The organism is Candidatus Clostridium helianthi (assembly GCF_045310795.1).
GTDB classification, from domain to species: Bacteria; Bacillota; Clostridia; order Clostridiales; family Clostridiaceae; genus Clostridium; species Clostridium helianthi.
This window is the reverse complement of sequence record NZ_JBJIAB010000011.1, coordinates 114,867-135,353: the sequence shown is the minus strand read 5'-3', so window position 1 is coordinate 135,353 and position 20,487 is coordinate 114,867. Positions and strand designations below refer to the sequence as shown.

Here is a 20,487-nt window from a genome sequence, read left to right as displayed (position 1 = left end):
GAACTTCCACTCTGTCAGATAGCTTATAACCTTGTTTGTGACACGGGTAATTCCCGAAGGGAAACCCAACCAGCTAAACATAGAATTCTACCTGATGAAATGATACGCTTTTTTACGGGTATAGGTTCTAAAAGACCTCCCAGGAGGTTTACATCTATCTTCTATTCAGGAGTATTATACTAGACTATATAAAACTTGGTTAGATTCCTTTAAGGAATTTAAATAAAAAACTATTTAAGATATGAAATGCATATTCCCTATCGGGGCGTAGGCAAAGTAATAAATTAGAATATTAAAAATAATAAGAGGTGTAATGTTCGTTAGAAAGATAAATAGTTTTCTATCAAATGTTACAACTAGATTATACAAGGAGGTAATTTATATAATGATAATGTAAAAATGTATTTAAGATGTAATTGAGTGAGGATAAGAGATTAATACACAATAGTAAAAAAATTAACATTATATCTTCTGACTGTTGCTGATATTTATAGAAGTTCTCAACGTAAAGAAGAAAAAGTTAACATACCTTGGCCTAAGATTACAACTCTATCAGCATTGCTAATAGGTTTAAGAGGAAATTTTTGAGAGTGTGGATCTAGCGATATAGCTTGTTGTATTTTTTGTTCGGAATCAAATACAACTATAAATCCCCTGTACTCAGATGTATTTTGAACAGTATAAGAAACATTTTCTAATAATCCTAGATCTCTTATGCTATAAAAACCTTCTTTAAATGTTTTTGGTTGATCTACCTGAGCTAATATAGTGGTTGTGTTAATGTTAAATGATAAAAATAAGAAAATAGAAAATATAAAAATAGACTTTTTCAATATTACTAACCGCCTTTCATGTTTTAATACCAGAGTAAATTACTATATTAATTTTATTATGTGGATGTCATAAGAAAATATTCATATCTTATTTCTTTATAGGCAAATTTTTTTATGTAACACTAAAATTAAATTCAAAAAGTCGCTGGCTAGGTGATACACAATGGATTCTATAAATAATAACGTAATGAAAATCAATTATATTATGTGAAATTGGTACAAATGGTGAAGCAAATAAAAAAATAAATTGGAGGGAATTTTAATGAAAAAAGAAGAATGGATAGTTGAATTAACAGAGCATGATTATGAAATTTGGAGTTCAGACATAGATTGCAATAGCAAAGAAGAAGCCATAGAAAAAGGAATGAAAGCAGCTAAAGAAGAAGGTTTAAAATCATTCAGAATTGGCATACAAGAATATTGCAGTGTAGCTACAATAGATGCAGGCTTAATCATAGAAAATGCCCAAGAGCAATTATATGAAGAAGTTGGAGAGGTATCTGAAACTTATCTAGAAAGTACTTCCAAAGAACAAGAAAAGGAATTAGAAGAAGAATTAAATAAGGTATTTTATGATTGGCATAAGAAACATAAGTTATTTCCAAACTGCTATAAAATTCTTAATGATGAAGTGATCGAAGTGAGGTAGAGTAATGAAGTTTTATGAATTTACTAATTATGAATATTATGCATTGATTGCAGTAGTTGAAAACGAAGAATATCCAATGAATATTGCTATAAAAGCGTATATAGAAGAAGTTGCAGATATAGAGAATAATGAAAAAGAAAGTACACCAGATGAAATAACAGAAGAAGAAGCACTTAAAAGATATAAAAAAGCCAATATAGAAGGATGCAATACAGAAGCGGCTAAAATTATAAATTTTTACGGAGAAATTGACTTGGGAAATAAACTAAGCATTAGCGTTGATGATAATAAATATGTGTTGCTGCTTATTGATAGTGGATTGATTTAATTTCGTAATACTAAGTCTCAAGAAAGCCTTAAAAATGAGTATAGAAGATTAGTTGTATAGATCATATTTAGAATAGTTAAATAGGGTGATAAACATGAATAAAAAAGCAATTTTAAATGAATTGAATATATCAATATCAAATAAAGAAAAAGACAATGATTATATAAATAAACTCAATAGAACAAAAGATAAAGTAAAGTATTTGCGGTTTATTAAAGGATATACTCAAGCAGAATCTGCAAAGATTATAGGAATAACTAAAAGGCAGGTTCAACGTATAGAAAAGAATTTGAAAATGTCGTCTTAATGTCGCTTTTATGTCGCAAAAATGTCATCTAGTCAAAGAAAGTCTAATATAATATAATAAATACAAATAATATGTAAAATATAGAAATTTAATTTGTGAAAGTTAGGGATGTCCCTTTTTATGGTTTGGGTGAACTATATACTTTTTTAAGGAGGAATTAAGTTTGAAACCTAAAATAGATAAAGAAGTAGTTAAAACTTTATATATTTCAGGACTTAATGCTCCAGAAATTGCTAAAGAATTAAATTTAAAAAGTGATTCAGTTAAAAAATGTATAGAAAGAAACCTAGAAAAATATAAGATACAGCATAAAAGGGCTAGGTTTAAAAATAAAGAGGTTGAAAAGGCCATAAATTATGAAGCGACTAAATGTATGTCTGATAGTACATTTATAAAAAGAAATCCAAGCATATATAGAACAGCAGAAAATGGAGATATCGTGGTTAATGCTCCAGAAGAATTTCTACCCTGGGATGTTCCAAGGATATTGAAAAATGATAATAGTAAAGAACTCTATGAAAAAAGAGTAACAAAAAAATATAGAGATGTAAGTGATGAACCGCTAAATTAATTAGCGGTTCTTTTTATTGAAAGGATGTGAGAACGTGGAAAGTATATATAAAATTTTTAAATGTAAAAGGAAAAGATGTAGAAAAGAGACTATATTACTAGCTGAAGAGGTTGCTGATACAATTAAAAAAGGTGGATATATTTCATGTTCTCATTGTGGAGCTAAGGTAGAGGAGTCAAAACCAACGAATAATCTAAAAGAATGCATGGAACATTCAGCATATGCAAGAAAGCATGGGGCAATTAGGCAGGTGCGTTCTGGATGAGGAAAAAAGGAAAGAATGCAGCTGTAACCATAAAAGATCCTAAAGATTTACAAAGAATTGCAAATAGATTAAAACAATATAATTATAGAGCTTATATATTATGGAGCATAGCAATAAATACTGGATACAGAGGCGGAGATTTAGTAAAACTTACAGTAGAAGATATAAGACGAGCTATTCAAACAGGAGAATTATCTGTTTTAGAGGAAAAAACTGTGAATAGTAGAAAAGTACCATTTACTAGAACTGTTGTATTAAGTAATAAACTAATAAGTATATTAAGAGATTATATTAAAGATAAAAATGATGCGGAATATATTTACTGGTCAACAAAAGGTGAAGGTATAGCTCCATTCAAAGATCATATAGAAAGAGAAAGTCTTGGAAAGATATTTAGAAAAGTAATAATAGAATTAGGGATTGCAAATAACTCGATAGGAGTTCATACACCAAGAAAGACATATGGATATTTCCAGTATTTAGAACATGATAGGAATATACATCTTGTGCAGAAACTTTTTGGTCATTCTAAGCCATCAGTAACTATGGATTATATAGGTTTAGATAATGATATATTAGAGGAATCAGCTGAGAGAATGAATAAATATGTGTACTAAATAAATTGGGAAATATTCATATTTTTTTAGGCTTAAATACCTTATTTTTTATAGAGATAGTTATTAGGGGTAAAAAAATCAATGCATATATTAGTAGAAACTTTAAAAATAAAATACCTTACTCTGTCAGTATATGAGGTCAAAATAACTTAAAATACAAGAGAATACATGAAATAAAAATGAGGTAATTTTAGGGAAATAAAGTAGTCAAGTTTTTATATAAAAAACAATCAAGGTACAACTCAATTAGAATCCTTATCATGTAAGTAAACAAAAGGACTTGATTGGATTTCATTCTATAAAAAATTATATATATTTTTATATGAGAGGTGAAATAAGTATATGGAGAAGATTATTATATATGCCAATGGCTTTACTGTTGAAATTGATACGCTTTTAAATAGCGGTGTTGGAATGGTATTTTTAATAAAGGATGGAGAATCAATAGGAGCTTTGAATATTAAGACACATCGCTTAAAGTTTAAAGAACGAATAAATGGAGCTAAGGGATATAAGGTTTATCATGTTCTAAAGAAAGATAATGTGGAGATAATTGAGTTAAATGAAGTAGAACAGAAGAATTTATTTTGTGCAGCGTGGCACTTAACGAATCTTATTGAAGATGCAAAGGAAAAATTAACTGCAAACTTAGCGACTCCTTGTAATACTTGTAAATATCAAAAAGAATGTTATGAAAAAGATAACTTTGATATGTATAGTCATCTTGGTACATTAGGAAAATTAACAGGGGTTAAATTTCTTGCATGGTTAGGTGCGAGGAATAAAGGAATATCTAATCTCTTAGAGGGGGAAATTGAAAAATGAATAATTATGTAGTAGTGAATGGAATAAGAGTACCAGTTATAAGAAATACAGAAAATGCAGCTAATAGATTAAGAGCTATAAAAAGAGATAGCATAATAATTATATCTAAAGATTGTATGATGCCTAGTGAATTACTAAAAATGCTAAAAGCAAAAGGGGCAAAAATAATTACAGTTGATTAGAATTTATTTTTATAGTTTATTCACACTCACATGAGTATTAAAATTAACGTATACTTAAAAAGTATTAAAAGTTATTGATATTTTATTTTAAGTCTGGTATATTTATAGTATCAAATAAAACGGTCGTTAAATTTAATACTAAAATGTATGAGGTGGAAGTATGAATAAAATATATGGATACTGTAGAATATCAACTAATAAGCAATCAATCGAGAGGCAACATAGAAATATTTTAGCAGCATATCAAAATGCAATAATAATAGATGAAACATTTACTGGAACTAAAATTGAAGGTAGAAAAGAATTTAATAAGTTACTAAATATAATTAAAGAAGGAGATATGATAATATTTGATTCAGTTTCACGTATGAGTAGAAATGCTGAAGAAGGTTATAAATTATATGAGCAATTATTTAATAAAGGTATAGATTTAGTTTTTCTTAAAGAACAACACATAAATACTGAAACATATAAGAAAGCTTTAACTAATAATATAACATTAACTGGAACAAATGTTGATTTTATATTAGAAGGAATTAATAAATATCTATTAGCACTAGCTAAGGAACAAATTAAACTAGCTTTTGACCAAGCAGAGAAAGAAGTATCAGATTTACATCAACGTACAAAAGAAGGTATTGAGACTGCTAGATTAAATGGAAAGCAGATAGGACAAAAGAAAGGTATTAAGTTGACAACTAAAAAGAGTGTTGAAGCTAAAGAAAAAATATTAAAATATAGTAAAGACTTTCAAGGATCGTTAAGTGATGTTGAAGCTATGAAGCTCATAGGCCTTGCAAGAAATACATATTACAAATATAAAAAAGAATTAGTTCAGGAACTAGAGAATAATAAAGAACTTAAAATAGAAACATATAAAGGAGTAGATTAATATGGTCTTTATTACAGGAATGAGAACTGGTAAAACAGCTTTATTAAATAAAGTTGAAGAAATGAAAATAGATTTCAGTAGAGTTAACGGTATATTTATAAGATCCATCATATTTTTAAAGGAATTTGGATTTCAACCAAATGAAATAATAGTTAATTATGATTTTTATTGCAGCATGTTGAATGATCCAGAAATAGCAAACAATATAATAGTTAAAGATGATTTAACTAAATATTATAAGGGAATGAAAATCATAATAGATAACTCTATAAAAGAGTTTGATTTAAGGCATAACAAAGAAATTTAGTTTAATCATTATAAAATACGTAATAGATAGAATAAAAGCACTTAGTTTAAAAGCTAGGTGCTTTTATTGTGGAGGTAATTATGGGAAAGACGAGAAGTCCAAACAGAGATAAAGCATTCTTAATCTATAAAGAGAATAATGGAAAGATTGGTGCTAAAGAAATAGCAGCTTTACTAGAGGAAAAAGTAGTAAACATTTATGCATGGAAAAAGAATGATGAATGGGATGTGAAACTTAATGGTAAGGTTGGAGCTCCTAAGGGAAATAAAAATGCAATAGGAAATAAAGGTGGAGCACCAAAAGGAAATTTAAATAATCTTCAGCATGGAGAGTATTATGATCCTACCAAACATCTTGAAAAAGATTTTATGAAAAAATATCTACCTGCAGCAACCAAAAAGATAATTAAAGAAACTGTTGAAGCAGAATTAAATTCTTTAGATCTCTTATGGATTAATATTCAATTACAATTTGCTGCAGTAATTAGAAGTCAGAAGATAATGGAAGTTAAAAATAAAAATGATTTAACTAAAGAATTAAAAAGAGAAAAAGAATCATATAGTGCAACTGGTTCAGGGAAAGAAAAAGAGTATGAACTTCAATTCGCCTGGGATAAGCAAGAAAGGTTTTTGACTTCACAAAGTAAGGCTATGACTGCATTGCAAAATATGATTAGCAAATATGAGGAATTGCTTCATAAGAATTGGGACCTTGCAACTGAGGAACAAAAGTTAAGAGTTGAGAATCTTAAGGCAGATTTAAGTAAGGGAACTAAGAAAGATGAGCCTATTAATATAGTTATAAAAAGAAAGAGTAGAGAGTAATGGATATTGAAAAAGAGATAAATCCAAGATTCGAGGATTATATTTTCAATTGGGATTATAAATATTATTTCTTAGTAGGTGGCTATGGATCTAGTAAATCTTATAATACTGCTTTTAAAATAATTCTTAAGTTATTAGAAGAGAAAAGAACAGCTCTTGTTGTTAGAGAAGTTTATGATACAATCAGAGATTCTTGTTATTCATTGCTTGAGGAAATAATAATTGATATGGAGTTAGACGATACAATTAAATGTAAGACTTCCCCAATGCAAATAAAGTTTCCTAATGGATCGAAGATAATCTTTAAAGGAATGGATAAGCCAGCTAAATTAAAATCTATAAATAATGTTTCTTTGATATGGATAGAAGAATGTTCAGAGGTTAAATATGCAGGGTTTAAAGAATTAATAGGTAGATTAAGACACCCAAAATTAAAACTACATATGATCCTTACTACTAATCCAGTATCCAAGGGGAATTGGTGTTATAAGCATTTCTTTATAAATAAAAAGAAGAAAAGATTTATATTAGACGACCAAGATTTATATAAGCAAAAAACAATAGTAACTAAAGATACATATTATCATCACAGTACTGCAGATGATAATTACTTTTTACCTCAGTCTTATATAGATGAATTAGATGATATAAAAACATATGATGAGGACCTACACAGAATAGCAAGAAAAGGCGAATTCGGTACAAACGGATTAAAAGTATTACCACAATTCCAAAAAGCACCGCATCATGAGGTACTTAGTGCAATACAAGCTATAAAGAAGCCAATTTATAGAGTAGGTATGGACTTTGGTTTTGAAAAATCATTCAATGCGATTGTAAGAATGGCCATAGATGATGAAAACAAAATTTTATATATCTATTGGCAATATTATAAAAATCATATGACAGATGATAAGACAGCTATTGAAATATCTGAATTTAAAAGAACTCAGGAACTTATAAGAGCAGATTGTGCAGAACCTAAAACCATTCAATATTACAATCAAGAAGGATTTAACATGGTAGGCGCTGATAAGCCAACTAGGTTAGAAAATACTAAGAAAGTTAAGAGATTTAGAAAGATTATTTGTTCTGAAGATTGTAAGGATGTTATAGATGAATTAGAAGATTTAACATATGCAACTGATAAGAATGATGAAATTATAGAAGATGAGTTTTCTATAGATCCTCATACATTTAGTGCTATATGGTATGGATTAGATGGTTATGAAGTTTCAGACCTTAAAGAGCATAAATATGATGATTCTGTATATAAGAAAGGTTCTGGAATTAAAAAAGAATCAGTTCCTTATAAAAAAGCTAAAGTATTTTAAAAGTGTTTGTAAAAGTCCAATGAAAAAAAGTGTTTGTAAACTAAATTTCGAGGTACGATTTTATAAGATTTGTTTAAGTTCAAATAAGCGTTTTTAAAAGTGTACTTTTGCAAACAGTTAGAAAGGAGGAATATTAATCAAATGAATGAGGATAATTTTTTCTATGAAGGCAATAGAAGAAAAAAAGAACAATTGCTTCAACTGAGCATTCCTGAAAAAAGGGAAAGGGAAAAAGCAAAGAAAGATTTTATCTTTTATTTAGGTGAATGTGAAGATAGAGTGACAGCTTTCTTTGATAGAGCTCTACTAGGTCAAAGCTGGATTAATTTTGATGATTTAGATTATGTTCCAAGTCAAATTATTGATAATAAGGTAAAACCATTAATACAAAAGCAAGCAAGATTTATGTTTGGAAAAAGACCAGATATATTATTTAAGCCTTTTGATAAAAAAGATAAAGATGATTGTGAAAAATTCAGACAAAAGGTTGATACTATATTAGATAATAATAATTTTTGGAGCAATACTTTAAAGGCATTTAGGTTAGCAACAGTTACAAAGAGAGTATTACTTAGAATTGAAGCGAATCCACAGCAGCCAGTGAAAATATATTATCATTCTATAGATGATTTTAACTATAATGTTGATACTGATGATTCAAGCAAGTTAAAAAATGTGACTTTTGTACGACAAGATCCTGGAAACAGTGATGATGAAACTAATATATCAAATGATATATGGTACAGATATACTTATTATATGAATAATTTAACTTGCTATCTAAAGGTAGAAACATTTAAAGGGGATAATTTAGATAAGCCAATAGAAGTCCAAGAGCAAAACACAGGACTTTCATCTTTTCCATGTTGGGTTATTGTAAATGAACAGGGCACTAATAATGTTTTAGGATGCAGCGATATTAAAGATTTAAAACCACTACAAAATGCTTATAATAGGCGATTAAGTGATTTTAATGATGCGCTTAGGTTTCAAATGTTTGGACAAACTGCAGTAATAGATGGTAATGAAGAGGATGTTAATAAATGTACAATAGCACCTAATAGCCTTATGGCAATAAAGACTAGAAATGATAATGTAAAAGATGTTAAACAGGCCCAAGTTAAAAGAGTTGAGAGTGCATTTAGCAATGCTGAACCAGTAAATATATTTCTTAAGATGCTAAGTGATAGTATGTATGAAAAATTATCAATTCCATTGCCAGAACAAACTAAAGAAGTCCCTAGTGCTAAAACTATTAAATTTATATATAGTGAATTAGTTGCTAGATGTGATGAAAAATGGAACGATTGGGAACCGGTTATAAAAAGCATGATAAATTTAATTTGTGAAGCTTGCAAGATGTTTGGATGTTATCAAGATTGGGATAATAAATGGAATGATTTAGATTATAACTTAGTTATCCATAAAAATTATCCAATTCCTGAAGATGAGGCAGACAATAAAAGACTTGCAATGGAAGAAGTGGATCATGAAGTCAGAAGTAGAAAAAGTTATATCAAAGATTTTTCTGATGATGAAGATTATGAGGATCAATATAATGAAATTTTACAAGAAAAAAGCGAATTTTCTAATGCTGAGGATTCTTTTACTGGTGGATTAAATCAAGAATTAAATAAGAATAATAATTTAGATGATAAAACAACGACTACTGGTGAAGAATAATGAATGAATATAAAAAGAGAATTCAGCAAGCTAGAAATCAATTCATAAAATTAAACTTTGACCAGGAGAAGGAACTTTTTAAAGTTTATAATGATGCAGGTAATAGATTAATAGATAAGATATTACAAATGACTGATTCTCGAACCAAAAATCATGAAATTGAAAGATATAAAATTATAGCTCAATATAAAACTGAGCTATATAATAATCTTAATACAACAATTGAGAAGAATATTAAGAAGAGTTCTGATATACAAAAAGGTGTACAACTTAGCTTTGTTGATATTATTTCTCCAGATAAAGTTACAAATGAAGCACTAACACGAACTATAAATAAAGTTTCAAACGATGCAGTAAAGCAGCTTATAGCAGGTAATTATTATAAAGATGGTAAAACATTAAGTCAAAGACTTTGGAATATAACTGGTGACAATGGAAATAAAATTGATGATATTATAAAAGATAATATTGCTAAAGGTGCCAATGTTAAAGAGCTTGCTAAAGAACTAGATAAATATGTGAATCCTAAAAATAGAATTACTGCTAAGAGCTTTAAGGCTGGTATGGATAGTAATAAAATTTCATATCAAGCTCAAAGGCTGGCCAGAACATCAATAACTCATGCACAAACTGAAACATTAATTCAAAATGCTAAGAAAAATCCATTCTGCAAAGGTCTTAAATGGAATTTGAGTGCTAGTCATTTTGCAAGAATGCATGGAAAATCAGATATTTGTGATGATTATAATGGAAGAGTATTTAAGCCAGAAGATTTACCCTTGCAGCACCCAAACTGTTTATGTTATATGACAGAAGTTATTGAAGACTTTGATAAATGCATTGAAACTATGAGGGACTGGAAGAAGGGGAATAAAAATCCTGATATTGATGAATGGATTAACGCTGGAGAAGATAAAACTTCACTTAAAGTTACTACTCCAAATGTAATGCAGACTAAAATAGATAAAGATAATCTTGAACAGAAAGTATCAAATGAAAGCGATAAAAATATAGAGCAATCAACTAGTAATAGTAGTATAATTAAAGAAAATAAATTATCGCAAGTAGTTAATAAGTTCAAGGATCTTAATGTTACTGAGTATGACAATAGAAAAAAACTTGGTAGAGATATATTAGATATTTTAGATTTAAATGATATTCCAGTAAGTGTTAAAAAGATTCAAGCGCATGGATATTGTGCAGTAAGTAACGGTAATAATAGCAATATAACAGAATATGTTTTAAACAGTGCAGATGTAAGAAGTGATAATTATAAAATTAAAACTGCTTTTCATGAAGCATATCACGCTAAAGCTAAAGGAATGGAAAGTGATTATTTCTATGTAAAGAAAGAATGGCTTCAAATTGAAGAAACATTTGCAGAAAGTTCATGCCATTACATGGTAAAGCAATTGGGGATAGATGAAGAAATCAGTCCATCATATTCTGAAAAGCTGGTTGAAATGTTACCAAGATTAAAGCAGCTAGATAAATTTAAAGATTGTGTTTCTATAGCTGATTTTGGAAAGATTGCATGGGAAGATAGGTTGAATGGAGTAGCGCCTAAATGGGCTCCTTTATATGATGAGTGTATGAAGGTAAAGCATGATTGGAAGAAGTATTCAATTCAGTATTTTGATTATATAAGTGATAATTTAGATGAGTTAGTAGATGTAATGTTGAACAATATGCCTCAATATAGAGAGTATAAAAAGAATATGATTATAGATTGTAAGTATGCCATGGATAGTTTAAGAAATGGACATAACGTAAATGACCAAAATGAAGCTATGGTGGTTAAAAATATAATAGCAATTGCTATGAATAGATTAGGAGTGAAGTAGTATGGTATATGTACCGAGTGTTTGGGTAAAGCATAATGAAAATAAGAAAAAAGTAACTTTAATATTAGAGAAGTTGGATTCTGATATAAAAGATGATGATCCATTTACTGAAGAAGATGCAATAAAAGAACTTGAGCAGATAGATGAACCAACAGTGGTTGAAAAATTGAAAAGCGGAACATTTAATTTTGGAGCATAAAACACTTACTTGTTAAAATCTTGTAAGTGTTTTAATTTGCCTTAAATTATGTGTTTATAAACCTATACAATAATAAACACTTGAAAATAATATAAAAATAACGTTTATAAAACTATTAAAAATAATTAATAAACGTTTGTAAAATGTCATTGACTTTTACAAACACTTTGGATTATAATTTAAACATAGATAGGGATATAAATTCTAGATATGGTTAGATTTTAATAGATTGAGGTGTTTGTAATGAAAAAGACTTATGCTTATGTAAGAGTATCAACAAAAGAACAAAGTTTAGATAGACAATTAGAAGCTATCAATGCATATTGCAAAGATAATAATATAGAAATAGATCAAGTAAGAGAAATAATACAAGAGAAAAAGTCAGGTAAAGATTTTAACAGGGAAAGATATATAGCATTAAAGGAAACTTTGCTCCGAGAAGGAGATACATTAATAATCAAAGAGCTTGATAGACTTGGAAGAGATATGGCCATGATAAAAGAAGAGTGGCAGGATCTTCAGAAAAAAGGTATAGAGATTGTAGTAATTGATACACCAATTTTAAATACTGTTGGAAAGACAGATTTAGAGAAAACATTAATAGCTAATATTGTATTTGAATTATTATCATATATGGCTGAAAAAGAAAGAGTTAAAATAAGGCAAAGACAAGCTGAAGGAATAGCAGCTATGAAGGTAGGAAAGAATGGTAAGAAAATATCATCAAAAACTAAAAAATATATAGGTAGGCCAGAAGCTGAATATCCTGTTAACTGGGAAGAAGGATATTCAAAGTGGAAAAGTAAAGAGATTACAGCAGTAAAAGCAATGGAGCTTATGAATTTAAAGAAAAATAGTTTTTATAAATTGGTTAAAAGATATGAAGAATCTAAATAGATATATAGGCACTTGGTTAAATACTAGGTGCTTTTATTATGCTTAAAATTAAGGAGGGAATGAAATGAATATACCAGATAAAGTAAAGATAGGAAATATAAATTATGAAATAGTTAAAACACAAAATGAGCTAATATTTGAAGATGAGCCAGTAGATGGGACAATATCATTTGAGGAAAGCAAGATTGAATTAAATACATCAAATAAAAGTAAACAATATATTGAAGAAACTTTTATACATGAAATGGTACATGGAATATTTAATTATATGGGAATTAATCAAAGTGAAAAGTTAGTTGATAAAGTAACCAAAGGATTTCATCAATTAGTTATAGATAATCCTGGTATATTTGAGAAAGATCCAAGAGATGAAAAGATTAATAAGTTTTCGATTAATTTAAAGAAAAGACTTGAACGTGTAACTGATAATTAGTTTAGGAGAAAAAACTATGTTTAATAAGATGTTAAAGAAGATTATTAAAAGAATTATTTCATCTAATATTAAATATCCAACAGATACAGTAATAATTTATAGATTAAATATACCAATTAAGTTAAGAGCTCTGAATGCTCAAGAAATAAGAGAAATTGGGGAAAAGAGCATAGATGATAGTGAATTTGTAGCTAAATTAATAGTTACTTCAACTACAAATTTTAATTGGGGAAGCCAAATATTATTAAATGCATTTAAATCATCTGATAGCAAAGAAGTTGTAATGAATATATTACTTGCTGGTGAGATGAAGTTCTTAGGAGAAAAGGTTATAAAGATAAGTAAATATTATATTTTAGTTGATAAAATACTAGAAACAATTAAAAAAGCATTTTTAAAGTCTTATAAATAAGGCTTTTTATTTTATTAAAAATTAGAAGGGAAGTAGTAAAAATGCCAAAGTTAAGTGAAATTTTAGGAGATTCATTCAATCAAATTCCAGAAGATTTAAGAAAAAAATATGAGAATGTCGATTTAGTGGACAGCTCAAATTATGTGGAGAAAAGGCAATATGATACTGCACAAACTACTATTAAGCAGTATGAAAAAGACATCCAAAAAAGAGATAAAGACTTAGAGGATCTTAGAGAGAAAGCTAAAGATAATGAGGAACTCACAAAAAAGATAGATGATCTTAAGATAGAAAATAAGAAAACAACTGATAATTATAAAGTTGAATTAGAAAAAATCAATTTTGAATACAGACTTGAAAAGAAGTTAGGCGATTATAATCCGCATAATGTAGATATCTTAAAGAAAGCTTTAGATTTAACCAAAATAAAGGCTGATGGTGATAACTTTATAGGATTAGAAGAGCAAATTAAATCTTTAAATGAAACTGATAAATATTTATTCAAAGAAACTACACAAACTGAAAAACCAAAAGGAACAGGGGTTATTATCGGAAGTAATTCTTCCGCTGATGATAAAGGGCCTAGCGGTATAGGAGCAATACTTGCTAAGACCAAGACAGAAAATGCAAATGCAGAAGCTCAAAACAAATTTTTCGCATAATTAAGGAGGATTAATTAAATATGAGTATGGAAGAAAAAGAAACCTACATGGGTGAGAATAAGTCAATATTAATGTATGCTCAAAATTTTCAAAACATAGCAATAAAAATGTCTAAAGCTGATGTTTCGAAATATCTAACAGCTGATGGAATTTTACCAGCAGGTACACCAGTTACAAAAGATGGAAAGGTTGTTGATGGTACTACCATAACAGGAGATAAGGCATTTGGTATAACTTATCGTAATGTTAACTTTAAGTATAGCAATGGGAATGAAAGCGTTCCTGTCACTATATTTGGGTTTGTTAAACTAAATGCAATGACTGCATTAGTTACTGATACAGTAAAAGCAGCTCTAAAAATGATTCAATTTTTATAAAAATAGGAGGAATGAAAGATGGATTGGAGAGAACTTATAAATTCAAAAGAAATTGCAACGTATATTACACAATTACCATTAGAAATGCTAATTGGTGAAGCTTTATTTCCTAGAAAGAAACAGGTAGGAATGGATTTAAAATATATTAAAGGGGCAAAGAAGAAGCCAGTAGTATTAAAACCAAGTGCTTTTGATGTAGCTGTTAAGAATAGAGCATTAAAGGCTGCAGTTGATGTTATTAAAAAGAGAATGCCATTTTTTAAGGAAAGCGTTACTGTAAATGAAGAGGATAGACAACAATTATTACTTGCTGCACAAGCAGAAAATGAACAATTATTACTTACAATAATAAGTGAGATCTATGATAACTATGTAAATTTAGTTGATGGTGGAGATTCTCAAATGGAAAGAATGAGAATGCAGGCACTAAGTGATGGTGTTATAAATATAGTTAGTGATGATGCAGATATTGTATTTGATTTTGGTATTCCAGAAAACCACAAAGAAGTGTTAATTGGTCCTGACTTATGGAGCAATCCTGATTCTGATATCATTGGAGATATCGAAAGATGGAAAACAATAATGAGAAATTCAGGATACGCTGTACCAACTAGAATGATATTAACAAGTAAAACTTTTGGATATATAGCAATAAATAAAGCAATTAAATTAGATATAGATAAAGATGGAAGAGTAATTCTTACAGATGAGATTATAAAGAATTATCTAAAAAACAAAGTGGGTATTTCTGTAGCAATTGTAAGTGGAACTTATAAATTAGAAGATGAAAGCGAAGAACAATATTATCCAGATAATAAAGTCACATTAATTCCTGATGGTAACTTAGGTTCAACTTATTATGGGACAACACCAGAAGAAGCTGATAAAATGTATGGATCAGATTTAGATTGTTCTATTGTTAGAACTGGTATTGCAGTTACAACAATGAGAAAACCAGATCCTGTAACGGTAGAAACTAAGGTATCACAGTTAGGTATGCCAAGTTTTGAAAGAGCGGATGAATGTTTCTTCGCTACAGTAGGATAAGGGAGTAATTAATAAATTACTCTCTATTTTTATTAAATGAAAGGATGAATAATTATGGCAGGTAAAAAAAATAAATCTAATGAAACAATGTATAATGCAGTAGCACTAAGATATATAAAATACGATGGAGAACGTATTGCACCAGGAACAGAATTTCTTGCTAAAGAATCAGATATTGAGGAATTAAAGGACAAGGAATGCGCTGAAATTAAGGATGCAGTTCAAAATAGTGATTCAAAGACTCCAGGAGAAGATGGAACAGGAAATGATGGAGAAGGTGCATAGTAATGGATGCTATTACACTAGATCCTATAGAACAATTAAAAATTAATCTTCAGGAAAAAGAGTATCCTTACTTTGTTGGAGATAATGATTTACAGAACTTACTCATAATGAATGGAAATAGTGTATCTAAAGCTAGTTGGAGAGGCTGTTTATTAAAAGCAGCTTCAGACGATGAAATTAAAGTTGGACCAATTGAGCAAAAATCATCTAATAGAGATTATTGGAATACTTTAGCTGCAATATATAAAGCTGATTATGATGCTGAAGTAGCTGAATTAAATCCTACAGTTACAACAGGATACAAAACATCTATGAGAAGATCTGATGGACAATGAGTAAGTTAAGAGCTAATAAGGTTATAAGAACAATTAATAAAGGTATAGCAAAAAATCCGACTGAAATAACATTTTCTAAAAAGATTAGGAAAATAGTAGATGGAGCTTTTCAAACTAATACAGATAATGCGACTATTACTGTTCTTATATATCTTGATGATGGTAGTAATCAAGCTAATATTAATTCAGGAACTCAAGGCACTTCATATTCAAGCAGTAGGTTTAAAATGATAGCAGATAAAGATGCTAATTTAGAAGTTAATCCTAAAGAAAAGGTTAAATTTGAAAATAACGGAATGAAATTTGAGATTAAAGCAGTATACCCACTAATTGCTGAAGATATAATATGTGGCTATATGTGTGATCTTGAAAGGATTGATTAGCATGGGATTTAAAGTTAATGATTTTATTGATAAGAAAATGGGTGGGATGCCTGTATTGCTTCAATACGGAATTACTCCTTTACTTGTCAATGAAGCAAAAAAAAAGGCTTATTGGAAAGATAGGAGTTCTCATGCTAGAAACTCTATAAACGGAGGAGCGGAAGGAGGAAACGGTGAGTTTACCTTATATTTAGCTCATGGAAGTGAATATGGAGGATGGCTTGAAGAAGGTACTGGTATATATGGACCTACTAAAAGAAAAATAGTACCAGTTAATAAGAAAATATTAAGTTGGGTTGATGAAGATGGTAAAAGACACTTTGCTAAAAGTGTTCAAGGAATAAAACCTATGCCAATTTTACATGATACACTAAACAACAATGAAAGCAATATAGCAAATAGAATAATTCAGTATTGGAGTGATTAGGCATGAGAGCAGGAATAAGAAAACAAATATTAAGTTTAGTTCCAGAGCTTAAAGATTGCTATGAACCTAATGTGCCTGATAAAACAACTGAAAAGCCTTATGCTGTAGTTGTGCAAGGCTCAGATGATGAAAAGGGAGAGGTAATAGGTTTTGAAAGAAGTATAGAAGTATGGATATATCAAGACAGAACCACTTTTAAGAGCTTAGATATACTGATGGATAAAGTAATAAAAGCTTTAGATATGCAATTAATAGAAGATGTAGATGCAAGTGAGGCTTTTACATGTAAATTCGGTGGAACAATAGGCCAAGATATTATAGATGAAGAGTGGGATGCTATAGCTAGAGGTTTAAAGTTTACAGTTATAGCATTACATGAAGAAGATGAAATAAATACTGATCCTTGGCTTGATGCTTTAGAAGAATATACTAAAGGAGTTACAAACCATACAGTATATTTGAATAATTGGAAAAAGAATTTTGAAGTACCTTCAATATTGTGGAGGGTTCAAAATCAAAAGAAAGAAAGAGAAAATTATGCTCTTATAAAAGAAAGTAAAACTCTTATATGTCATGTTGCTAGTAATAATAAAAATGAAATTAATAAATTACTAGAGGATATAGAAAATAGGCTTGTTTGTGATTTGAAAATTCCTTTAGATTTAGCTGATAGGAGATATCTGACATTAGAAAGCATAGATGAAGATAGAGAAGCTGATATGTTATCTAAGGGGCAATTAACAGTCAAGTTTTTTAGAAGAAAGATGATACAAATTAATGAAAAGCCTACTATCGATAAGACTCATAGTAGAGGAAACTTAAATAAGGAGTGATATTTTTGGAGGATGTCGAAGCGAATGTTTCAGGAATTTCCGATGAAAGTAATAATGTAAATTCAGAACCATATGACGCTACAGCAAATAATGAACAAAATCAATCTAAAGAAGAATCTAATATTAAGGAGGAAGCTATAGTGGCGAGTCAAACGATAGTAAATGATGAACCAACATACTCAATACAAGAATTCATAGATAATGGTGAAGCACTTGGCTACAAGAAAGAAGTAGTTGCAGGTGCTTTATTTAGTTGCAAAAAATCAGAACTTACAAAAACAGAATTTGAAGCAATGGTTCAAGAATTTTTAGGGAAGAAGGTTGAATAATGGCAACAGGTAACTGGGATGAAAAAAATAAGCCAACTATACCAGGGTGGTATAACAGATTTAAGAATAAGGCACAAGAAAGAATTGGTACAGGTATTCATGGCATTTTGGCTATGCCGGTTAAAGCTAATTGGGGGCCTGTTAAGACTGTTACAGCTATAACTGTAACATCAACATCAGAAAACACACTGAAGAAAACATTTGGAGAAGATTCTAATTATACTGCATATAGATTAGGAAAATTAGCTTTACTTGGCCAGCCTAAGGCGGTTTTATTTTATAGGCTTGTAGATGGTTCGCAAAAGACCGCTACTTTAACTCTTAAGAATAATGCATCAACACCTGCAGATGCAATTAAGCTTGAGACTAAGTATCCAACTACAAGAAAACTTAATGTTACGATTAAAAGTAATATAGCTGATTCATCTAAGGTAGATTTTATATTATATGAGGGGGCAACTCAGTTATTTTCTATGAGTGCAATAAGTGGCGCTATAGATGATATAATTTCAGCTATTAATTCAAATGTAGAAAATGAATATCTTATTGCAACTAAAATTTCAGGAGCTACAGGAACAATAGGTAATGTAGCAAATCAAGCTTTAACAGGTGGAAACGATGGTACAGCTGGAATAACAAATGCACACTATTTAGAAGCAATGAGTGCATTTGAAGGATATGGTATGGATGGATTCGCGTTAGATGGAATATCAGATCAATCACTTCAAGCAAGTGTAAAGGCTTGGGTAATTAAAAATAAAGAAGAAGGAACAAATATAATCGCTTTTGTAGGTGGTCCACAAAGCAATTACTCATTAGAACAGGCTAATAGCAGGTCAAAAGAGTTTAATCATGAAGATATAGTTAATGTATTTGCTACAAGTGCTAGTTATGATGGGAATATATATACGAGTGCAGAGGTAGCGGTTTATATAGCAGCGTTAGCAACAGCAGCAGGATTAAAAGATAGTATATGTAATGCGGTTACTATCTTTGATGATATACAACCTAGATTAAATAAAACGGATACAGCAGCAGCACTAGCAGCTGGAACGTTAGTATTAGCTAAAGATGCTGATGATGTTATTGTAGTTGACGATGTTAATACCTTTAAGAATTATACAGATGATAAGACAGAGGTATTTGGAAGTATAAGAGCAATAAAGTTTATGAATGCTGTAGATGGGGATACATCACTTAAAAGAAAAGACTTTAATGGTAAAACTACCAATGATGATACTGGCAGAGCATTAATAATTATAGCTTTAAAGCAATATTTTGAGACTTTAGTTGCAGCAGGTGTAATTAAAGATGATTTTACGGTTGAGATTGATACGGAATTACAAGCAAATGCCAAGTCAGATGAATTCTTTTGGAAATGGGATGCAACTTATCTTGATGTTATTAAAAGAGTTTATGGTACTGGAAATGTTACAAAATAGGAAAGGCAAGGTGATATAAATGAATGATGTATTAGATGCAAGCAGAGTTTGTTCTGGAACTTATGGCAAAATTTATCTTGATGGTAAATGGCATAACAACGTTAGTGAATGTACTGCCGATGTTGAAACAGATATGAAAGCAATTATTACATGTGGAAGTGAATGGGAAGATAATAAAGCTGGAGCTAAAAAAGGTTCAGGAACTATAAAAGGTTATAAAGTTACATCAGACATGATTAAACAAGGATTTAAGAAGTTTGAATTACTTGCAGAGCTAGACGATCCAGAAGCTTATGGAGCTGAAAGAATTAGATTAAAAAATTGTAAAGCTAGCAAAGTTAGTTTAGTTAACTTTAAAGCTGGTGATATCTGTGAAACAGAAACACCATTTGTATTTAGTGGATATGAGCTTGTAGATCCAATAGAAGCTGAATAAAATATAAGGCCAAGCAAGGGGCATTGTACCTTGCAATTATTATATAGTGAATTTTTAGGAGGAATTTTATTATGAAGAAAAATGAAAAAGACGAAGTATTAGCAATGAAAGAAGAGGATATATTAGCAAAATTACTTGAGACTCATGATGTTCCAGTGGCTATTATCCAAGTGCCAAGGTTAGGAGTAGAAATACAACTTAAAGGATTAACCGAAAAGGAAATTAGCAGATTAAGAGAAGAATGTACAACTAAACGAAAGATTAATGGAAGAAATGAGACTAAATTAAATAATGCTGACTTTGATGCTGCACTTATTGTTGGTGCTACAACTAACTTTAATTGGAATAATCCAAAGTTAATAGACCCACTTAATCTTAGTGATGGAAAAGCATATATAAGAAAAAAACTTTTAGCAGGTGAAATATCATTCTTAGCTAATAAAGTGCTGGAGTTAAGCGGATTTAATGATGAATTAGAGGAAAAAGAAGATATAAAAAACTAATAAGTTGGGGCGGAGATATAACCGCA

General features: G+C 29.5%; 31 protein-coding genes. 30 read left to right on the top strand and 1 reads right to left on the bottom strand.

Going from position 1 to position 20,487, the window contains the following annotated elements:
- Nucleotides 1–500: 500 nt before the first annotated feature.
- Nucleotides 501–833: a hypothetical protein gene (locus tag ACJDTP_RS11110; protein ID WP_406761232.1), complete on the bottom strand. Its 333-nt coding sequence runs from the start codon at nt 831–833 to the stop codon at nt 501–503.
- A 262-nt stretch (nt 834–1,095) separates the two neighbouring features.
- Between ACJDTP_RS11110 and ACJDTP_RS11105 the strand changes: the two genes are divergently transcribed.
- From ACJDTP_RS11105 to ACJDTP_RS10960, 30 genes are all read left to right on the top strand, one after another.
- A complete protein-coding gene (locus ACJDTP_RS11105) occupies nt 1,096–1,482 on the top strand; it encodes a hypothetical protein (protein WP_406761231.1) in 387 nt (128 codons plus the stop codon).
- 4 nt (nt 1,483–1,486) lie between these two features.
- Nucleotides 1,487–1,810, top strand: a complete 324-nt coding sequence (locus ACJDTP_RS11100) for a hypothetical protein (protein ID WP_406761230.1) — start codon at nt 1,487–1,489, stop codon at nt 1,808–1,810.
- A 94-nt stretch (nt 1,811–1,904) separates the two neighbouring features.
- Nucleotides 1,905–2,117: an RNA polymerase subunit sigma gene (locus ACJDTP_RS11095; protein WP_406761229.1), complete on the top strand. Its 213-nt coding sequence runs from the start codon at nt 1,905–1,907 to the stop codon at nt 2,115–2,117.
- Between the two features lie 163 nt (nt 2,118–2,280).
- Complete coding sequence (locus ACJDTP_RS11090; RefSeq protein ID WP_406761228.1) at nt 2,281–2,688, top strand: DNA-binding response regulator; 408 nt, start codon at nt 2,281–2,283, stop codon at nt 2,686–2,688.
- Nucleotides 2,689–2,722: 34 nt separating this feature from the next.
- Nucleotides 2,723–2,953 (top strand): hypothetical protein, encoded by a 231-nt coding sequence (locus tag ACJDTP_RS11085; RefSeq protein WP_406761227.1) that lies wholly within the window; start codon nt 2,723–2,725, stop codon nt 2,951–2,953.
- Nucleotides 2,950–3,570, top strand: a complete 621-nt coding sequence (locus ACJDTP_RS11080) for a tyrosine-type recombinase/integrase (RefSeq protein WP_406761226.1) — start codon at nt 2,950–2,952, stop codon at nt 3,568–3,570. Before ACJDTP_RS11085 ends, ACJDTP_RS11080 begins: the two co-directional genes overlap by 4 nt.
- A 342-nt stretch (nt 3,571–3,912) precedes the next feature.
- Nucleotides 3,913–4,395 (top strand): hypothetical protein, encoded by a 483-nt coding sequence (locus ACJDTP_RS11075; RefSeq protein WP_406761225.1) that lies wholly within the window; start codon nt 3,913–3,915, stop codon nt 4,393–4,395.
- Nucleotides 4,392–4,577, top strand: a complete 186-nt coding sequence (locus ACJDTP_RS11070) for a hypothetical protein (protein WP_406761224.1) — start codon at nt 4,392–4,394, stop codon at nt 4,575–4,577. The genes ACJDTP_RS11075 and ACJDTP_RS11070 overlap by 4 nt, the downstream gene beginning before the upstream one ends.
- Before the next feature lie 160 nt (nt 4,578–4,737).
- Entirely contained in the window at nt 4,738–5,469 is a 732-nt protein-coding gene (locus tag ACJDTP_RS11065; RefSeq protein WP_406761223.1) for a recombinase family protein, read from the top strand.
- Between the two features lies 1 nt (nt 5,470).
- Nucleotides 5,471–5,776: a hypothetical protein gene (locus ACJDTP_RS11060; protein ID WP_406761222.1), complete on the top strand. Its 306-nt coding sequence runs from the start codon at nt 5,471–5,473 to the stop codon at nt 5,774–5,776.
- A gap of 80 nt (nt 5,777–5,856) precedes the next feature.
- Nucleotides 5,857–6,600 (top strand): phage terminase small subunit, encoded by a 744-nt coding sequence (gene terS, locus ACJDTP_RS11055; RefSeq protein WP_406761221.1) that lies wholly within the window; start codon nt 5,857–5,859, stop codon nt 6,598–6,600.
- Complete coding sequence (locus ACJDTP_RS11050; protein ID WP_406761220.1) at nt 6,600–7,934, top strand: PBSX family phage terminase large subunit; 1,335 nt, start codon at nt 6,600–6,602, stop codon at nt 7,932–7,934. Before terS ends, ACJDTP_RS11050 begins: the two co-directional genes overlap by 1 nt.
- Nucleotides 7,935–8,075: 141 nt before the next feature.
- A complete protein-coding gene (locus ACJDTP_RS11045; protein WP_406761219.1) occupies nt 8,076–9,617 on the top strand; it encodes a phage portal protein in 1,542 nt (513 codons plus the stop codon).
- Complete coding sequence (locus ACJDTP_RS11040; RefSeq protein ID WP_406761218.1) at nt 9,617–11,461, top strand: phage minor head protein; 1,845 nt, start codon at nt 9,617–9,619, stop codon at nt 11,459–11,461. The genes ACJDTP_RS11045 and ACJDTP_RS11040 overlap by 1 nt, the downstream gene beginning before the upstream one ends.
- Nucleotide 11,462: 1 nt before the next feature.
- Nucleotides 11,463–11,660, top strand: a complete 198-nt coding sequence (locus ACJDTP_RS11035; protein WP_406761217.1) for a hypothetical protein — start codon at nt 11,463–11,465, stop codon at nt 11,658–11,660.
- A 243-nt stretch (nt 11,661–11,903) separates the two neighbouring features.
- Nucleotides 11,904–12,557, top strand: coding sequence for a recombinase family protein (locus tag ACJDTP_RS11030; RefSeq protein ID WP_406761216.1), 654 nt, complete (start codon nt 11,904–11,906; stop codon nt 12,555–12,557).
- Between the two features lie 64 nt (nt 12,558–12,621).
- Nucleotides 12,622–12,990 carry a hypothetical protein gene (locus ACJDTP_RS11025; RefSeq protein ID WP_406761215.1) on the top strand — a complete coding sequence of 123 codons (369 nt, stop codon included), beginning with the start codon at nt 12,622–12,624 and terminating at the stop codon, nt 12,988–12,990.
- Nucleotides 12,991–13,006: 16 nt separating this feature from the next.
- Nucleotides 13,007–13,402 (top strand): phage tail assembly chaperone, encoded by a 396-nt coding sequence (locus tag ACJDTP_RS11020; protein ID WP_406761214.1) that lies wholly within the window; start codon nt 13,007–13,009, stop codon nt 13,400–13,402.
- Nucleotides 13,403–13,443: 41 nt separating this feature from the next.
- Nucleotides 13,444–14,064, top strand: a complete 621-nt coding sequence (locus tag ACJDTP_RS11015; RefSeq protein ID WP_023976318.1) for a phage scaffolding protein — start codon at nt 13,444–13,446, stop codon at nt 14,062–14,064.
- Between the two features lie 20 nt (nt 14,065–14,084).
- Nucleotides 14,085–14,441 (top strand): hypothetical protein, encoded by a 357-nt coding sequence (locus ACJDTP_RS11010; protein WP_406761213.1) that lies wholly within the window; start codon nt 14,085–14,087, stop codon nt 14,439–14,441.
- Between the two features lie 18 nt (nt 14,442–14,459).
- A complete protein-coding gene (locus ACJDTP_RS11005; RefSeq protein ID WP_406761212.1) occupies nt 14,460–15,488 on the top strand; it encodes a major capsid protein in 1,029 nt (342 codons plus the stop codon).
- 54 nt (nt 15,489–15,542) lie between these two features.
- Nucleotides 15,543–15,773, top strand: coding sequence for a hypothetical protein (locus tag ACJDTP_RS11000; RefSeq protein ID WP_406761211.1), 231 nt, complete (start codon nt 15,543–15,545; stop codon nt 15,771–15,773).
- An 11-nt stretch (nt 15,774–15,784) separates the two neighbouring features.
- The gene (locus tag ACJDTP_RS10995) at nt 15,785–16,108 is read left to right on the top strand and encodes a hypothetical protein (RefSeq protein WP_406761237.1); all 324 of its coding nucleotides are present in this window, start codon (nt 15,785–15,787) and stop codon (nt 16,106–16,108) included.
- Nucleotides 16,105–16,491, top strand: coding sequence for a hypothetical protein (locus tag ACJDTP_RS10990; RefSeq protein WP_406761210.1), 387 nt, complete (start codon nt 16,105–16,107; stop codon nt 16,489–16,491). The genes ACJDTP_RS10995 and ACJDTP_RS10990 overlap by 4 nt, the downstream gene beginning before the upstream one ends.
- A 1-nt stretch (nt 16,492) precedes the next feature.
- Nucleotides 16,493–16,918 (top strand): hypothetical protein, encoded by a 426-nt coding sequence (locus tag ACJDTP_RS10985; RefSeq protein WP_406761209.1) that lies wholly within the window; start codon nt 16,493–16,495, stop codon nt 16,916–16,918.
- A 2-nt stretch (nt 16,919–16,920) separates the two neighbouring features.
- Nucleotides 16,921–17,751, top strand: coding sequence for a hypothetical protein (locus ACJDTP_RS10980; RefSeq protein ID WP_406761208.1), 831 nt, complete (start codon nt 16,921–16,923; stop codon nt 17,749–17,751).
- A gap of 5 nt (nt 17,752–17,756) precedes the next feature.
- Nucleotides 17,757–18,080: a YqzN/YkzM domain-containing protein gene (locus tag ACJDTP_RS10975; RefSeq protein ID WP_406761207.1), complete on the top strand. Its 324-nt coding sequence runs from the start codon at nt 17,757–17,759 to the stop codon at nt 18,078–18,080.
- Complete coding sequence (locus ACJDTP_RS10970) at nt 18,080–19,522, top strand: phage tail sheath family protein (protein WP_406761206.1); 1,443 nt, start codon at nt 18,080–18,082, stop codon at nt 19,520–19,522. The genes ACJDTP_RS10975 and ACJDTP_RS10970 overlap by 1 nt, the downstream gene beginning before the upstream one ends.
- Nucleotides 19,523–19,541: 19 nt before the next feature.
- Nucleotides 19,542–19,958, top strand: a complete 417-nt coding sequence (locus ACJDTP_RS10965) for a phage tail tube protein (RefSeq protein WP_406761205.1) — start codon at nt 19,542–19,544, stop codon at nt 19,956–19,958.
- Nucleotides 19,959–20,029: 71 nt separating this feature from the next.
- Complete coding sequence (locus ACJDTP_RS10960) at nt 20,030–20,461, top strand: phage tail assembly chaperone (RefSeq protein ID WP_406761204.1); 432 nt, start codon at nt 20,030–20,032, stop codon at nt 20,459–20,461.
- The last annotated feature ends 26 nt before the right edge of the window (nt 20,462–20,487 follow it).

What these genes read in the sequence shown, in the direction of transcription:
- ACJDTP_RS11105 (WP_406761231.1), top strand. Translation starts at nt 1,096, where the DNA reads ATGAAAAAAGAAGAATGGATAGTTGAATTAACAGAGCATGATTATGAA.
- ACJDTP_RS11100 (WP_406761230.1), top strand. Translation starts at nt 1,487, where the DNA reads ATGAAGTTTTATGAATTTACTAATTATGAATATTATGCATTGATTGCA.
- ACJDTP_RS11095 (WP_406761229.1), top strand. Translation starts at nt 1,905, where the DNA reads ATGAATAAAAAAGCAATTTTAAATGAATTGAATATATCAATATCAAAT.
- ACJDTP_RS11080 (WP_406761226.1), top strand. Translation starts at nt 2,950, where the DNA reads ATGAGGAAAAAAGGAAAGAATGCAGCTGTAACCATAAAAGATCCTAAA.
- ACJDTP_RS11075 (WP_406761225.1), top strand. Translation starts at nt 3,913, where the DNA reads ATGGAGAAGATTATTATATATGCCAATGGCTTTACTGTTGAAATTGAT.
- ACJDTP_RS11070 (WP_406761224.1), top strand. Translation starts at nt 4,392, where the DNA reads ATGAATAATTATGTAGTAGTGAATGGAATAAGAGTACCAGTTATAAGA.
- ACJDTP_RS11065 (WP_406761223.1), top strand. Translation starts at nt 4,738, where the DNA reads ATGAATAAAATATATGGATACTGTAGAATATCAACTAATAAGCAATCA.
- ACJDTP_RS11060 (WP_406761222.1), top strand. Translation starts at nt 5,471, where the DNA reads ATGGTCTTTATTACAGGAATGAGAACTGGTAAAACAGCTTTATTAAAT.
- terS (WP_406761221.1), top strand. Translation starts at nt 5,857, where the DNA reads ATGGGAAAGACGAGAAGTCCAAACAGAGATAAAGCATTCTTAATCTAT.
- ACJDTP_RS11050 (WP_406761220.1), top strand. Translation starts at nt 6,600, where the DNA reads ATGGATATTGAAAAAGAGATAAATCCAAGATTCGAGGATTATATTTTC.
- ACJDTP_RS11045 (WP_406761219.1), top strand. Translation starts at nt 8,076, where the DNA reads ATGAATGAGGATAATTTTTTCTATGAAGGCAATAGAAGAAAAAAAGAA.
- ACJDTP_RS11040 (WP_406761218.1), top strand. Translation starts at nt 9,617, where the DNA reads ATGAATGAATATAAAAAGAGAATTCAGCAAGCTAGAAATCAATTCATA.
- ACJDTP_RS11035 (WP_406761217.1), top strand. Translation starts at nt 11,463, where the DNA reads ATGGTATATGTACCGAGTGTTTGGGTAAAGCATAATGAAAATAAGAAA.
- ACJDTP_RS11030 (WP_406761216.1), top strand. Translation starts at nt 11,904, where the DNA reads ATGAAAAAGACTTATGCTTATGTAAGAGTATCAACAAAAGAACAAAGT.
- ACJDTP_RS11025 (WP_406761215.1), top strand. Translation starts at nt 12,622, where the DNA reads ATGAATATACCAGATAAAGTAAAGATAGGAAATATAAATTATGAAATA.
- ACJDTP_RS11020 (WP_406761214.1), top strand. Translation starts at nt 13,007, where the DNA reads ATGTTTAATAAGATGTTAAAGAAGATTATTAAAAGAATTATTTCATCT.
- ACJDTP_RS11015 (WP_023976318.1), top strand. Translation starts at nt 13,444, where the DNA reads ATGCCAAAGTTAAGTGAAATTTTAGGAGATTCATTCAATCAAATTCCA.
- ACJDTP_RS11010 (WP_406761213.1), top strand. Translation starts at nt 14,085, where the DNA reads ATGAGTATGGAAGAAAAAGAAACCTACATGGGTGAGAATAAGTCAATA.
- ACJDTP_RS11005 (WP_406761212.1), top strand. Translation starts at nt 14,460, where the DNA reads ATGGATTGGAGAGAACTTATAAATTCAAAAGAAATTGCAACGTATATT.
- ACJDTP_RS11000 (WP_406761211.1), top strand. Translation starts at nt 15,543, where the DNA reads ATGGCAGGTAAAAAAAATAAATCTAATGAAACAATGTATAATGCAGTA.
- ACJDTP_RS10990 (WP_406761210.1), top strand. Translation starts at nt 16,105, where the DNA reads ATGAGTAAGTTAAGAGCTAATAAGGTTATAAGAACAATTAATAAAGGT.
- ACJDTP_RS10985 (WP_406761209.1), top strand. Translation starts at nt 16,493, where the DNA reads ATGGGATTTAAAGTTAATGATTTTATTGATAAGAAAATGGGTGGGATG.
- ACJDTP_RS10980 (WP_406761208.1), top strand. Translation starts at nt 16,921, where the DNA reads ATGAGAGCAGGAATAAGAAAACAAATATTAAGTTTAGTTCCAGAGCTT.
- ACJDTP_RS10970 (WP_406761206.1), top strand. Translation starts at nt 18,080, where the DNA reads ATGGCAACAGGTAACTGGGATGAAAAAAATAAGCCAACTATACCAGGG.
- ACJDTP_RS10965 (WP_406761205.1), top strand. Translation starts at nt 19,542, where the DNA reads ATGAATGATGTATTAGATGCAAGCAGAGTTTGTTCTGGAACTTATGGC.
- ACJDTP_RS10960 (WP_406761204.1), top strand. Translation starts at nt 20,030, where the DNA reads ATGAAGAAAAATGAAAAAGACGAAGTATTAGCAATGAAAGAAGAGGAT.